Origin of the sequence: Aureivirga sp. CE67, assembly GCF_015767245.1 — a bacterium.
In the GTDB taxonomy this organism is placed as follows: Bacteria; Bacteroidota; Bacteroidia; order Flavobacteriales; family Flavobacteriaceae; genus Aureivirga.
On record NZ_JADOTV010000003.1, the window covers coordinates 17314 to 32303 of the forward strand.

The 14990-nt window shown below is 28.1% G+C and carries 16 protein-coding genes; 15 read left to right on the forward strand and 1 reads right to left on the reverse strand.

Annotated features, from left to right (window positions below; all coding sequences use genetic code 11):
* Positions 1 to 11: 11 nt before the first annotated feature.
* From sucD to I0K12_RS06020, 13 genes are all read left to right on the forward strand, one after another.
* Entirely contained in the window at positions 12 to 887 is an 876-nt protein-coding gene (gene sucD, locus I0K12_RS05965) for a succinate--CoA ligase subunit alpha (protein ID WP_196886162.1), read from the forward strand.
* A gap of 138 nt (positions 888 to 1025) precedes the next feature.
* A complete protein-coding gene (locus I0K12_RS05970) occupies positions 1026 to 2462 on the forward strand; it encodes an aminopeptidase P family protein (protein ID WP_196886163.1) in 1437 nt (478 codons plus the stop codon).
* An 18-nt stretch (positions 2463 to 2480) separates the two neighbouring features.
* Positions 2481 to 3743, forward strand: a complete 1263-nt coding sequence (locus tag I0K12_RS05975; protein WP_196886164.1) for a hypothetical protein — start codon at positions 2481 to 2483, stop codon at positions 3741 to 3743.
* 631 nt (positions 3744 to 4374) lie between these two features.
* Positions 4375 to 4689: a hypothetical protein gene (locus I0K12_RS05980; protein WP_196886165.1), complete on the forward strand. Its 315-nt coding sequence runs from the start codon at positions 4375 to 4377 to the stop codon at positions 4687 to 4689.
* A 221-nt stretch (positions 4690 to 4910) separates the two neighbouring features.
* A complete protein-coding gene (locus tag I0K12_RS05985; RefSeq protein WP_231372712.1) occupies positions 4911 to 5990 on the forward strand; it encodes a P-loop NTPase fold protein in 1080 nt (359 codons plus the stop codon).
* A gap of 49 nt (positions 5991 to 6039) precedes the next feature.
* Positions 6040 to 6324 carry a hypothetical protein gene (locus tag I0K12_RS21950; protein WP_231372713.1) on the forward strand — a complete coding sequence of 95 codons (285 nt, stop codon included), beginning with the start codon at positions 6040 to 6042 and terminating at the stop codon, positions 6322 to 6324.
* Between the two features lie 193 nt (positions 6325 to 6517).
* Complete coding sequence (locus I0K12_RS05990; protein ID WP_196886166.1) at positions 6518 to 6877, forward strand: hypothetical protein; 360 nt, start codon at positions 6518 to 6520, stop codon at positions 6875 to 6877.
* A 128-nt stretch (positions 6878 to 7005) separates the two neighbouring features.
* Complete coding sequence (locus tag I0K12_RS05995) at positions 7006 to 7677, forward strand: DUF4240 domain-containing protein (RefSeq protein WP_196886167.1); 672 nt, start codon at positions 7006 to 7008, stop codon at positions 7675 to 7677.
* 627 nt (positions 7678 to 8304) lie between these two features.
* A complete protein-coding gene (locus I0K12_RS06000) occupies positions 8305 to 8760 on the forward strand; it encodes a hypothetical protein (RefSeq protein WP_196886169.1) in 456 nt (151 codons plus the stop codon).
* Between the two features lie 36 nt (positions 8761 to 8796).
* Entirely contained in the window at positions 8797 to 9291 is a 495-nt protein-coding gene (locus I0K12_RS06005; RefSeq protein ID WP_196886170.1) for a hypothetical protein, read from the forward strand.
* A 590-nt stretch (positions 9292 to 9881) separates the two neighbouring features.
* Positions 9882 to 10673, forward strand: a complete 792-nt coding sequence (locus I0K12_RS06010; RefSeq protein ID WP_196886172.1) for an RDD family protein — start codon at positions 9882 to 9884, stop codon at positions 10671 to 10673.
* Between the two features lie 11 nt (positions 10674 to 10684).
* Entirely contained in the window at positions 10685 to 11062 is a 378-nt protein-coding gene (locus I0K12_RS06015) for a zinc ribbon domain-containing protein (RefSeq protein ID WP_196886174.1), read from the forward strand.
* Positions 11052 to 11561, forward strand: a complete 510-nt coding sequence (locus tag I0K12_RS06020; RefSeq protein ID WP_196886175.1) for a hypothetical protein — start codon at positions 11052 to 11054, stop codon at positions 11559 to 11561. Before I0K12_RS06015 ends, I0K12_RS06020 begins: the two co-directional genes overlap by 11 nt.
* 102 nt (positions 11562 to 11663) lie before the next feature.
* Here I0K12_RS06020 and I0K12_RS06025 read toward each other — a convergent pair whose 3' ends face one another.
* A complete protein-coding gene (locus I0K12_RS06025) occupies positions 11664 to 12743 on the reverse strand; it encodes a DUF3810 domain-containing protein (protein ID WP_196886177.1) in 1080 nt (359 codons plus the stop codon).
* A 52-nt stretch (positions 12744 to 12795) separates the two neighbouring features.
* Here I0K12_RS06025 and I0K12_RS06030 point away from each other — a divergent pair, with 52 nt between their 5' ends.
* Both I0K12_RS06030 and I0K12_RS06035 read left to right on the forward strand, forming a co-directional pair.
* A complete protein-coding gene (locus I0K12_RS06030; protein ID WP_196886179.1) occupies positions 12796 to 14223 on the forward strand; it encodes an outer membrane protein transport protein in 1428 nt (475 codons plus the stop codon).
* A gap of 13 nt (positions 14224 to 14236) precedes the next feature.
* On the forward strand, positions 14237 to 14950 hold the full coding sequence (locus I0K12_RS06035) for an SDR family oxidoreductase (protein WP_196886181.1): 714 nt from the start codon (positions 14237 to 14239) through the stop codon (positions 14948 to 14950).
* The last annotated feature ends 40 nt before the right edge of the window (positions 14951 to 14990 follow it).

Below are 14990 nucleotides of genomic sequence, written 5' to 3' on the forward strand. Positions count from 1 at the left end.
TTATAACATAAATGAGCGTCTTAGTAAATAAAGATTCAAAAATCATTGTACAAGGATTTACAGGAAGCGAAGGAACTTTCCACGCTTCTCAAATGATAGAATACGGAACGAATGTTGTTGGTGGTGTTACTCCAGGAAAAGGAGGACAAACGCACTTAGACAGACCAGTATTTAATACTGTACTAGATGCAGTAACTAAAGTAGGAGCTGATACTTCTATTATTTTTGTACCGCCAGCATTTGCAGCAGATGCTATTATGGAATCTGCAGATGCAGGAATCAAAGTTATTATTTGTATTACAGAAGGAATTCCTGTAGCAGATATGACTAAGGTAAAAGAATATATCGCTGATAAAGATTGTAGATTAGTTGGTCCTAACTGTCCAGGAGTTATTACTCCAGATGAAGCTAAAGTTGGTATTATGCCAGGATTTATCTTCAAGAAAGGAAACGTAGGAATCGTATCTAAGTCTGGAACTTTAACTTACGAAGCTGCTGACCAAGTTGTAAAACAAGGTTATGGAGTTACTACTGCAATTGGAATCGGAGGAGATCCAATTATCGGTACTACTACAAAAGAAGCTGTTGAGTTATTAATGAATGACGATGAGACAGAATGTATCGTAATGATCGGAGAAATCGGTGGACAATTAGAAGCAGAAGCTGCTGAGTGGATCAAAGCTGATGGAAACAGAAAGCCTGTTGTAGGATTTATCGCTGGACAAACTGCTCCTGCTGGTAGAACAATGGGACACGCTGGTGCAATCGTTGGAGGAAAAGATGATACAGCACAAGCTAAAATGGAAATCTTAGCTGCTAACGGAATTCACGTTGTAAGTTCTCCTGCTAAAATTGGAGAAAAAGTTGCAGAGGTTTTAAAAAAATAATCTAGGAATAGATTTAAAACTTAAATAAATAAAAGATGTCTTGAAATTAAATATTTTGAGGCATCTTTTTTGTTTCTATCTAATTCAAATCAATTAGATACTTATATTTGTTTACAATTCAATTTAAAAATAAATTTTATGAAAATCTTTTATGCACTTTCTCTATGTATTCTTGTTTATACATTTTCTTTTGCTCAGAATAGAAATTTTGACAAAGATTATCTAAGTAATGAATTTCATAAAGAAAGACGAGAAGCTGTAAGAAAAATGCTACCAGAAAATAGTGTTGCAGTTTTCTTTACTAATCCTATTCGAAATCGTTCTAATGATGTAGATTATGTATATCATCAAAATCCGGACTTTTATTATCTAACAGGACATCAAGAACCAAATGCTGTACTTGTGATTTTTTCTGAAAAACAAGCAAATGGTGAAGATGAAATTATTTTTGTAGAAAAAAGAGACCCTAGACATGAACAATGGAATGGTCCTATGCTTGGTGTAGAAGGCGCTAAAAATAAGCTAGGATTTAATTATGCCACAACTGGGGCACAATTTATGGAAGGTGCTGTAGACTTTAAAAAATATGATAAAGTACTTTTCTTTAATTTTGAAGATGATTATCGTAATCATAGAGATAAACCTGCAGATCTTTATAAACTTATAGAAAGTTTTAAAACACAACTTATCACAGAAAATCTTCCTACAGATGGTGTAAAATTTCATTCTGGAATTGATGCAAGTTCTCTAACTGGTATTATGGATAAGCTAAGAGGAGTTAAACAAAAAGAAGAATTACGTTTACTTAAAAAAGCTATAGAAATTTCAGCTATTGGTCAAATAGAAGTTATGAAAGCGATGCATCCTGGTATGACAGAAAGAGAAGTGCAAGGAATTCATGAATTTGTATATAAAAAATATGGTTCTGAGTATGAAGGTTATCCTTCTATTGTAGGAGCTGGTAATAATGGTTGTGTACTTCATTATATAGAAAATAGTAAGACAAAAATTGAAGGAGAACTAATTCTTATGGATCTTGGAGCAGAATATCATGGTTATACTGCAGATGTTACTAGAACGATTCCTGTAAATGGTAAGTTTACGAAAGAACAAAAAGCTATTTATGATATTGTTTATGATGCACAAACTGCTGGAATTGCAGAAGCAAAAGCTGGAAATAGTTTTTGGGCTCCAAATATGGCTGCAAGAAAAGTGATTAATGAAGGTTTAGCAAAACTTGGAATTATTTCTTCTCCTAGTGCAAATCATAATTATCTTCCGCATGGTACTTCGCATCATCTTGGACTAGATGTTCATGATAGAGGAGGTTATGGAGCTTTAGAAAAAAATATGGTTATTACTGTAGAGCCTGGTATATATATTCCTGAAGGAAGTCCTTGTGATGAAAAATGGTGGGGAATTGCTGTTCGTATTGAAGATGATATTCTTATTACAGACGGAGAACCTATAAATCTTTCTGAAATGGCTCCTAGAAAGTCTGAAGACATAGAGAAACTTATGAGTGAAAAAAGTCCTTTAGATGATTTTAAACTTCCTGAGCTTCCTACAAAATAAATTGAAACAAAACATTCTATGAAAAAATATTATTGGATTCTTATAGGAGCTTTACTTTATAGTATGAGTTCTTATAAGAATTCTTCTTTTAAAACGGGTATTGAAAAAGATCATAAAAAGCTTCAAGAACTACTTAATTCTCCAAAAGTTATTTTTTATCGTGCACTTAAGATTGGTGCACGTTCTATACCTCTAGAAGATTCTATTCCTGCTGAGGTTCGTCATCTAAAACTTAAAGAAGTTAATACTAAAGTTTTTAAACATGCTTTGCTCCATCGTAATGATTTATCTCTAAGTGATTATGTTTCTATTTATCTAGAATATCGTAAGCTTTCTAAAAACGTTAAGCAAATTGATGAAGATATTTATCCAACACTTTCGGATACTAAATTTTTTTTGCTTTCTAATAAATCAAACACTACTAATAATGTAGCGAAAATTCAAACTCAAAATTCTGAACACTTATCTCTAAGTCTTGGTCTATATCCAATTTCTAGCCTAAAAGAAGTTTCTCTATATGAAATTTCTAAAGTTCATACTCCAGCTCTCGTAACCTCTAAAGAAAAACTTTTTGTTCAATTTTTTAAATCTATTCAATATTTTGAACATCAACTTTATTATCTGTCGAATGAAGCTTTAAATGAAAACATTACTTTACTAGAATCTGATGCGCCAATTAGTCTTACTCGTTATAAAAATCTTTTTCATTGGAATCGTCTTTCTGATGCTGAGGTTCGTCAAGCTTTTCTGTCGCTTCATTATCTGAATAGAGGACTTAATTATTTGCTAATTGGTGAACAAAATAGTGCTGCTGATGATTTTGTAAAATTTGCTTCCAATTTTGAATCTCTGCACCTTGAAAATGATCTTTATTATTTTATTCAAACTTATTTAAATCTTGCGAAAGATAGGAGGGAAGATGCTTCAAATTATGTAGCAAAAATTCTTAAAAATAATTCTGAAACAGATTTTAGTGAAAAACTTAATGTTGTTCAAAATTATCTTGAACGAGGAAAACTTAAAAAAGCACAAAAAGAATTTAATCTTCTTTTTACAGATTATCTGAACAGTGAATATTTTCAAGGTGATTTTCTTCAAAAAGATTTTGGTGCTATTCTAGATAAACCAGCTGAGGTTTCTTTTTTTAAACCAAAAACATTAGAAACTCTTTATAAAAACATTGAAAATTATTCCGATTCTGAGCAACTTAAGCTTGCGCAAAAGAAACTTAAAGAACAAGGCAACGAACTTTGGGAGATTATCGATGATTTTTTCGATTAATATAAAAATTACACTCTCAAATTATATTGTATCTAACGACTTTCGAGAACGAATTATGATATTCGTAATTTTCTTTTCCGAAAATCTATTTCCCCTCTTGAGAGGGGTTAGGGGTGTGTTTTTTAATCTATGTTCGTAATTACGTTTTATATAAACAGTTTGAAATAAGTGACTTCGAGAACCTCAGTCACCGTTCCTGCTATAACAATCAGCTGCAATTTCGGAGATTGAGGAAACTAGAAATCGGTTATAAATTAGAACGTAAATTCGAATTCATCAGAATATTTTTAAAATCATTTCTGGAGCTTCCCTAACCGGTCGGGCTCTTCGCTACAAGTTTTTCCTTTTAAAAAAAGAATTTCTAAAGCATACGTGGGCTTCTTAGGTCGCCTCCGTTGCTAAAGAAATTCTATATTTTGAAAAAGAAAAAAGCTTTCCGCTGCGATCCCTAAGCTATGGAAAAAAAGAAAATTTGAAATTCTATAAGAATTATTGTTTTACAATACAAAATCATTTACATTTGAGCGTCTTGTGCTATGGATATTCTTTTTTTTAATAAACTCCTTAGTATAAAAATAAAGTAGGAATAAACAGAATTCTGTTTATGCATATGTTGGCAACAATAAAAACAATGAAAAACATAATCATATTAACATTACTAATCATTGTCGTTGGTTGTGCTTCTTCTGATAACGAACAGAAGTTCATTAAGGATTATAAACTCTTAAAATTAGATGGTGAATTATGTGAAAACTGTATTCTCAGAGTGAAGAAAGGACATACTTATGACATTTTAAAGGACGGACAAAAAGTGGGTGAAGGAGATTGGGATCTTGAAAACCCATTGGACTTTCCAGGATTCGTTTTACATCTAGAAAATGGGCCAGGATGGATGATATACGAATCAGATACGATAATTGATTACATAGATCGAAACAAAAAATAACTGTTGCCAACAAGGTGTATAGCCAATAGGGCATTAAGAGATAAATTGAAAGGCCTGTTCTTTGAGCAGGCAACTCCAAAACAAAGTTTTGACGTTTAACAAAAAGAAAATTAAAAGTAAAAACGTTTGTTTAGGCTTAGTGGTAAACCGAAAGTGTAATGCTTTAAATCTGCCCTACTGTCCATACACAGAACGTTACAACATTTAATTAAAAAGATTGTATGGTAATTAAACACAATGAAATTGAAATTGAAAAAGATAATCCATTTAAAAATTGTAAATTAAATAGGCAAAAATATTCAGATATTTTAACACATATTGTTAACTCAAATTTTAGTGGATTTGTACTAGCAGTTAATAATAAATGGGGAACTGGTAAAACTACATTTATAAAAATGTGGGAACAAGATTTAAAAAATAATCAGTTTCAAACTTTGTATTTTAATTCATGGGAAAATGATTTTGAAAACAAACCACTTACAGCATTAATGGGTGAATTAAAAACACTCACAACAGAAAAAAACGAGGAGAAATTCAAAAGTACATTAAAGAAAGCTTCAATATTAACAAAAAATGTTGCTCCAATACTTGTAAAAGCAATTGCAGATAAATATATAGATACTGAGGTGGTGAAAGATGCTTTAGTTGGTGTAACTAAAGGATTGTCGGATGTTTTTGAAAATGATGTAAATGAGTATGCAAAAAAGAAAAAAAGTATACAAGAATTTAAAATTAATTTATCTGAATTTATTGCAAATACAAATGAAGGAAAACCTTTAGTTTTTATTGTAGATGAATTAGATAGATGCAGACCTAATTATGCAGTTTCAATTCTAGAGCAAATTAAACATTTTTTTTCCGTTCCAAATGTAATTTTTGTGTTATCAATTGATAAAGAACAGTTAGGAAATGCTATAAGAGGAGTATATGGAAGTGACAAAATTGATGCAGATGAATATTTAAGAAGATTTATTGATATTGAATATTCAATTCCTGAGCCTGAACCAGATTTATTTTATAATTATTTATATGATTATTTTCAATTTGATGATTTTTTTCAATCAACAGGAAGAATGAGCCATCAAGAGTTAAGATCAGATAAAACAAAATTTTTAGAAACATGTAAACTGTTATTTACAAATGCAAGAGTATCGTTAAGACAGCAAGAAAAGATTTTTTCTAATTCAAGATTAGCATTAGGTTGTTTTAGCGATAATAATTATGTAGTTCCTTATGTTTTTTTATTATTAAATTATATAAAAATAATACATTATGATTTTTATATTGGATTAAAAAAGTAAATCATATACAATTGAAGAAGTTCAAAATAAACTATCAAATGTAATTAAATTGAAATTAAATAATGATGTTTTAACAGATTTAATGTGGATTGAAGTAGTTTTAATCAATATTTATAATAACTATTTACAAGAAAGATATCATCGAAAAAAATTATATGAATGGGATAGTACTAAAAATATAAATATAACAACTTTGAGTTCTGTTTTTAAAGAAAGTTCACAGGAGGAAGTTATGGGAATTTTAGAAAGTTTAAATTATGGGCAATATATAGAAGAATTAGATTTATCTTTTTTTACTAATAAAATAGATTTGTTGGAAAATATTAAAAATTAATAAAATAAAATTGAAACAGAATATTATAAAAAAATCACTAAAATATATTGGAATTGTTGGATTCTTATATTTTTGTTTTTCATATTTATTGCCATTTTTTTTATCAATAATTATTGCAAAAAATAGCACTTATGATAAATTTTCGGAATCCTATTATAAAATGAATAATTATGAGCTTAAAATATTTACGTGGATGAATACAATTAGTAAGCTAGAGTTTCCTGAAAAAATTAAACGAATAGAGTATAATCCAGACTTTGATTATGGGAAAATCTTTAAGTTTGAATTAGATTCAATAGCGATAAATGAATTTATAGTTAAGAATAAATTGAAGCCTATAAAATCAATAAAAGATAAGCTTATTTTAATTGATGAAATTGAGTTGAGATGGTTTGAAAATAATCATGAAAACATTGAAGAAAAAGAATTTTTATTTATTACTGATTGTACTCCCCATAATATTTGGAATGTTTTAGTTAGAAAAAAAACAGGTGAAATATGGTATGAAGTTTTACATTCAGATAATGGAGGAGACTTACCTAAATGTGATTAAAAAAAATAATGAAATTAATACTTTATATAACAATGTGTTAAAAGTACTCTTTAGGTCGATATGATTCTTTTTTACACAAATCATTAAAAATAATTTAAAAATCTCAATTATAAACTTAATCTTCATATATGAGAAATTTGTTAATGATAATTCTAGGGTTTTGTAGTATAACTTCTGTTGCTCAAAAAAAAACTGAAGAAAGTAACGAGGTAATTTTAAATTATAATTTACAATTTGTGGACAATCTTTTTACAGAAATAGACGTAGATAAATTTTGGAAGATTATAGATTATTCCCGGAATAATACAAAAACAAAAGACGAACAGATTAAATTATTGATCAATATTTTAAGCCGACAAGAATTAACCGATATTTCTAAATTCTCTGCAATATTTTCTTTCTTGGATAATAAGATTTATACATCAGAAATGTGGGCTATTCCGTATTTTATAAATGATGGTTGTAGTGATGATTCATTTGCATACTTTAGAGCATGGTTAATAAGTGAAGGCAAGAAGAAATACACAATTATCAGTGGTGGGAACGATCAAATTTCAAATCAATACTCAAAAAAAGAAGAAATCTTTGGAAGTTTAGAGGAATTCATTGATCTAGGCTCAATAGCAATTGAACTTAAATTTCCTGACAACTATGATAAACTGGATGAATTTGAAGAAATGACAGATAAGTACTATTCTGATACTTTCAAATTTAAAATACCTAAAATTGAATTTGACTGGGATAATCAAGATGATATAGAAAGATTATATCCAATTTTTGCCAAACAATTTAAAGAATAGCTCAATTAAAAAAAACAAAATTATTGCTAACAAAGAACTGAATTAAAAACCAAATAAAACTATCTTAAATTTTATACAATATTAATCCAAGCATATCAGAATTTATTTCGATATGCTTTTTTGTTTGAATTAAACCATCAAACTTCTTTAGCTATGTTTAATTTACATATATTTGAAAAAAAATAATTATGCTAGAGAGTGTTTTTCTAATTAAGATTGTTTCAATATTGATATCTATTTTAATTTATTTAGGTCCTATTTATTATTTTATAAAGAGGAATAAACTAACTACTAATTTTACATTTACTCTATTGTTTAAAGCTATAAATAAAAGTTTGATTATAGTTTTACCTATCATTTTAGTTTTATTTCTTTATCAATGGTTAGAATATTTATTAATTGATCAACAAAAACAAAAGAGTTTTATAGAGCTTATTATTAGAACTACTGATTTAGTATTTGCTGCTTTTGTATATTTTTATTTGCCGATTATAATTATTAATAATTCTTTACTAGTACTGAAATATTTATATGGAAAATTTAAATTTAAGAAGTAACATATGGAAGGGTTTGTTTAAATCATATAGAGGCTATGATTTTTGAAATTAAATATTAGAAAAAATAAATATGATAAAAGAAATAGAAGGACTTTCTATTAGAGAAATGACATATATCGGTGTGTGTTTATTAAAAAAATATTGTGTTAAGAATAATATTTATAATTCTGAAGTTGATGAATTTTGTTTTAGTATGCTTAACATATTAACTGCTGAAGACATTCCTGAATGGGATAAGAATTGTAACGAAATAGAAATAAATGGACTTGGAGATGTTTTACCCAATAATTTTATTTCTGAATACCCTCAATATGCTGATAAGATTGATAAAATCACTCAAAATATTCGGGAAATTAGTGCTTCTCAAATGTATGGTAAATGGATACCTGAAGAATCTTATAAGTTTTTAATACAAGTAGAAGTTTTAACGAATATCAAAGTTATAACTTTGAAGTCTCTACTACTCTTAAAAAGTATAATTACAAAGGTTGTGGATTTGGACTACCAGTTAAACAAAACCTTATAATTGAATGGTTCAAAGCAGAGGATATAAATTGAAAAAATGACGATTAAAAAAATAATGAAAATAACAGGTTATAAAATAATAGATGAAAAGGAAATTATGAGTTGTTCGGGTCTTATTGAATTAAAGAATTGCGAAAATAATGGTTTTGTATTTTTTTTAAAAATTTTTCCAGATTTAGAAAAAGAATTTTATTCTGGAGAAACGTTTAGAATTAAATTAAATAAGGAAAGTTTATTGTTTTTAGAAAAATTAATAAAAGATAGATTAAAATATACAATAGAAAACGCAACTTGGAAAAAAGAATTTAATGATCAAAAAATCAACTTTTTGAAAAAAGGGAATAGAATTTATAATCTAGAATTTGGTGGTGAAGTTTACGAAATAAACAATTTTGGACAAAGAAATTTGTATAATAGAATAACTGAAACTTTAATATCCCTTTATGAAAGATTAAAATCTCCAAAAGATAAATTAGGTGTTAAAGTAATTCCAGAAATAACTATAGATGACATAGCACTGAGTCGAAAATGAAATAAGAAAATTTTAGACATTATCAAGTTTAAAATTTTATTTAATCTAAAACACAACCCTATTCCCTTTCAATAGGCAGGGCTGTCAAGTTCTAGTTTGATTTATCGAATTTTGATGATCGCTGGCGCGAGTTTGTAAACGTGACCATATAAATGTTAGAAACAATGGGCACACTTTACAAAAGTGCGCCAGGTTTTAATTAAAAAAATAGGAGAACCTGACAGCCCTGTTCTCAAGAGGGGAACTTGACAATCTGTATTCTTCTTTACAAAATAAATCGTGATAAAGTTTGTTAAATAAAAATTAGATGAAAAGTGTTTTAAAATTAAAAAATTGGCAATTATTTATTGATTGGGTTCTTGGTGTTCTTTAATTAAAGGTATAAACTAATCATAGTTTTTAATATAAATAATTTATATTTGAAACATCATTGCTGTGTATTTATAAATTACGTAAGAATTAGTGTTTTTTAACTATATCTCTTACCGTTATAAAATATTGCTAGAAATAAAAATGCTAATGAACCTGGAGAAATACTAAGTTCATGATTAAAAAAAATTATTGCAACCAAAATAAAACTTAACAAATAAATGAGTTATTCTTGTCCAAACTGCGAAAATGAATTAGTGAAAGATTCAAAATTTTGCAATTCCTGTGGATTTGATTTGAAGATGCAATATGTCGAAGAACCGACATGCCCGACTTGTAAATCTTCCTATCCGCCCCAAACAAATTATTGTATAAAAGACGGAACGAAACTTCTACCTAAAGAGAATTTTTTACATAGATGTGTTTCTTGTAAAACAGAGTATCCTTTTTATGTTAGTTATTGTAAGAAAGACGAAGGAGACGTAAAAACTAAAATAATTCGACAATTTAGTCAAACAACTTATAGTCAGAGTCTTCATATGTTAGAAGGTTTGAATCAAAAATTACCAAAAGCAACTTTGTCGAACAGATTTTTAGCTGCTTTGATAGATAGCTTTATTGTTTTCACACTTTCCATTCCTTCATTGTTTTTCTTTGTTTCAGGGTTAAATAAAATATATGATTATCGTGATTTTGGCTCTAGTAATACATTATTTGTTTTTGCCTTAATTTTCTATTTGCTTCCTCTAAGCTATAGTTTGTTTAAAGACAGTCTAGGGCATGGGCAAAGTTTTGGTAAAAAAGCTCTTGATATTATGATTATAGATCTTAATACGTACATGCCTTGTAATAAAAGACAATCTTTTCTAAGGAATTTCACTTCAGGGTTATTATCTCTAATTCCAATTATTGGTTGGCTGATCGAACCTGTATTGGTTTTAGCTTCTGAAGATGGAAGAAAGATAGGAGATAGAACTGTAAACACACAAGTAATTGATTTAAAAAACTATTAAAATATAAAAAAATGAATTGTTCTCGTTGTAACACTCAAAATGAAAAAGAGGCAAAATTTTGCCATAACTGTGGAATCGATTTAAAATTAAATCCTTCACAAAAACCTAAACAATCGGATATTATCCTTTTATTTTATATATGTTTTGAATTTCTGTTGTTTTTAATTCAAAAAGTAGTTCAAATGCTAAATGAATCTTGGTATAATTCTTCAGCTCGTTATGTGATGTATACCTTATGGATTTTTTCTAGTTTAAGTATGATCTTAATTCCATTATCAATAAAAAATAAAGTATTCAAATATGTAGGTTTGGTTATGGTGCTGATCATGTCTTTATATTGGAGTTATAATAATATTCTTGAATTGTTTAAACCTTTGCATGAATATTAAGACTATGTTCCATTTTTTTAAAAAGAAGAAGAAACCAATTTTAGAAACTCCAATCACGACGTTTTGTATTCCTGGTATTTGGAAAGAAAGAAATGAAATTGTTACTGCTATCGCAGAAAATAATTTGAACGAATATATTTTTGCTGGTTTTGTTTTGTTAAACCTTAAAAATAATAATGCGTTTACCCTCGAAATCTGTGAATTTGATTCTAATCTAAAAGAATTATTCAAAAGAGTAGAGGGGAATAATAGAATTTCAGATGCTATTTTATGTGAAATAGAAAATACTAATTTTGTCGCATATTTATCATTTGAAACTAAAACGGAGGAAGATATAAAAGAAATAGCTTTAGCAGCAAATGCAATTTTGAAATCTGGAGGAGTAGTTGTTAAAATAGAAAATACAAATATAGCTTTTACAAAAGAAGATTGGTTTGAATTGTCAACTGAAAAACTAAGAGCCTTTTTATTTGAAGAGAATTTAAAAGACACCAATTGAAAATTGAAAATATAAAATAATAACTAAAAAAATCCATTCACTCGAATGGATTTTTTGTTTTAAAGCCTGTTTAAATCTTTATCAAAAAGATTTATATGCTTCTTAAAAATTTGGATTCTTTTCATGATAATTAATCAAAGTTTTTACCATCACGGAATAACTTTTAATTCCATTTTTTTGATTATTAGCCTTTAAATATCCGTTGTAAATATCTTTAATAAAAGGCTCCAATAAATCATTATCATATTTTTTGTTCATCTCTCGATGAATCTTCATGTTTTCGATAACTCCAACATTTAAATGTTTTTTAATTTCATCATAAGCTTCTGGATTGTTTCTGTATAAATTTGAAATACAATAACGCATTGCCATATAATATCCAGAGAATTGAAAGAAAATATCTTCGCTATGTGTACAAGCTAAAAAACTAATAAAATTAGCTTCGTTTTCTGCAGCATAACCCAATTGATGCGCAATTTCGTGCGAAGTAGTAGAAGGCATTGAAACAATTGGAATATTATAATTTACTTGTGCTTCATTCGTAAAAGGATTCAAATAACCAGAAAATCCCATATAACTTAAAACGGTACTATAAATAGAAGTTTTCACAGAAGGAGGGATGTATTCAGGGAAATCATATTTTTCATGAATTGCTGCAAAACCAGATTTTGTTCTAAGAAAAACGTCCTTCGTAGAATGCGGAATTACTACTGGAAGGTGTTTTGAATTTGTTATTTCTTCTTGTAAAGCATTTGTTTTTAGAATCAACTTTTTTGTAATTGTTATTAACTGTTCTTCGGTGTAATTGTTATTGGAAAAACCTAATTGTTCGTTTAATGGAAGTCGATAATAATTTAAACCCCAAAAAATATTAAATATAAAAAATACTACAGAAAATGTAGCGAAAAGTTTTAAAATAATTAATTTAAAGAATCTTAAACGACAATAAAAGAGCTTAAAAATTAAAGTTAATAGGTAAATAGATAAAATTGTATATAAAATATCTCCAACAGAAAATGGCACCCAACCAAAAATATATCTTAAAGTTTTGGAAATGTATAAATAAATTGATTTTGAGTAGTCATTTTCTATGAATAGTGTCTTGTTTTTTATTAACTTAATAATGAGTATTTGAACGATTAAAAAAAGGCTCAAAATAATATGTCGTTTTTTATATTTCATAGTTTTGTTTTCTAAGTTTAATATTAAATTACAAAATAAAAAGGAAGAATTTATGAAAGGAATTAAAGAGTTTAAAATATTATTATTAACGTACTTTTTATTTTCAAATGTAGGAGTATTTTCTCAAACAGGAAATTATTGGTCAGATAATTTTGGTAGTCAATCTGTACTTTTGAATGGTGTAGTAACAGGAAGTGTTGAAGATTTAGGTGCTGTATATTATAATCCGGCGAGAATTGTTTTTAGTAAAAAAACAGCTTTAACGATTAGTACAAAAGCATATGAAATTAATAATTCATTTATTAATGAACCAGGAGTTGGTAAATTACGTGTGCGAAATGGAAGTACTGGTGCTAGTCCAAATTTGGTTGCAGGTCTTTTCAAAATCAAAGGTTTGAAAAATCATACGTTTGCTTATTCTTTTCTTTTAAGACAAAAATCTGATTTTGATATTTTTAATCGTAGGGAAACAAAAGTTGATAATGATTTATATGTAGAAAAAAGAGTTTTTTCAAAATTAGCAAAAGAAAGATGGTATGGATTAAGTTGGTCACATTCGATTAGTAAAAAACTAAGTGTTGGGGCTTCTGTATTTTTTAGTTCTAGAAGTCAATCTAACGCTTTAGGTTATCAAATCATTTCTTTAGAGGATTCTACAAACGTAGCATTACTAGAAAGAAATAATAATTATTCTTATTCCAATTACGCATTAATACCAAAACTAGGTGTTGCTTTTCAAAACAATTCATTAGCATTAGGATTGACAGTTACAATTCCAAGAATTAATGTTTCAGGAGATGGGGATATTTTTTATGAAAATATAATCACAGATGATTTTGGATCTATAACAGATCAGGATTTATTTGAATATATTGTGAAAAACGATTCAAAATCTAAAGTTCATTCTCCTTTGTCTATTGGTGCTGGAGCCGGAATCTTTTTAGATAAAAGCAAAATACATGTTTCCATGGAATATTTTGCGCCTATTAAAAAATATTCCGTTTTAGAAACTGTCCATTTTGAAGGGCAAACTTCTAAAAATAATATTGCAGTACGATATCAAGAAAGAGCAAGAAGTATTGTGAATTTTGGTATTGGTTATGAATATAAATTTAATGATAAGCTTACAGCTTATGGAAGTTTTTCTACAGATTATTCTGCGCAAACCTCAGGAGATTCTGTAATGATTAATGATGAAAATACTCCAGTTTCTTTTTACAAATCAAATTTATATAAAATTGGTGGTGGTTTTGATTATAATCCAAAATGGGGAGATATTTCTTTTGGTGTAAATTATGCTTTTTCAAACCAAAATATTTTAGATCCATTTAGTTTACCAAGTGGTTCAAACTTAACATTACCTGGGTCAGCAAATACCTCATCTATAGAATTTAGGCAAAGAAGAGTGCAATTTTTTGTTGGGGTGACATTCCCATTCATCAAAGAAATTCTTAAAAATCAAATATTTTTTGAAAACTAATAAAAGTGAAAATATGAATAAAACAATTTTTATTACTGGTGCTTCTTCAGGAATTGGTTTTGCGCTATGTATGAAAATGATTAGAAAAGGTTTTAATGTAGTAGGTGTTGCAAGACGAGTTGAAAAACTTGCGGAACTGAACAATCATTATTCTAATCATTTTTTAGGAGTTTATGCAGACGTTACAGATATCGATAGTATAAAAGAAGCAATTTCGTTGGGTATAGATAAATTTGGTAAAATTGATATTTTGATCAATAATGCAGGTATCGGTATTATAGGTCCAGTAGGTGAAAATAGCCTTGAAGATTGGAATACGATGATAGATGTGAATGTTAAAGGTGTTATGAATGTAACAAATTTGCTTTTGCCTCAACTAATACAAAATAAAGGTCACATTATTACCATTGATTCGATAGCTGCACATGAAGTTTTTCCAGGTTCGGTAGTTTACTGCGCTTCGAAACACGCTGCTAAGGCATTTACAACTGGTTTAGAAAAAGAGCTTCGAGGTAAAGTTCGAGTTACGAAAATTTCTCCAGGTTATGTAAATACAGAGTTTAAAAATCATTTGAAGTATAAAGAATATTCTGATAAAATGAAAGCTAGCTTTGAAAATGGATTGAATCCGGACACGATTGCGGATGCGATTTATTTTGCGATTAATCAAGATTCGAATGTAGCTATTAATGAAATAATGATAAGACCTTTTGATAATCAAGAGTAAAAACCTCAACAAATAAAAATTTAAGATTTTCGTTAAAATA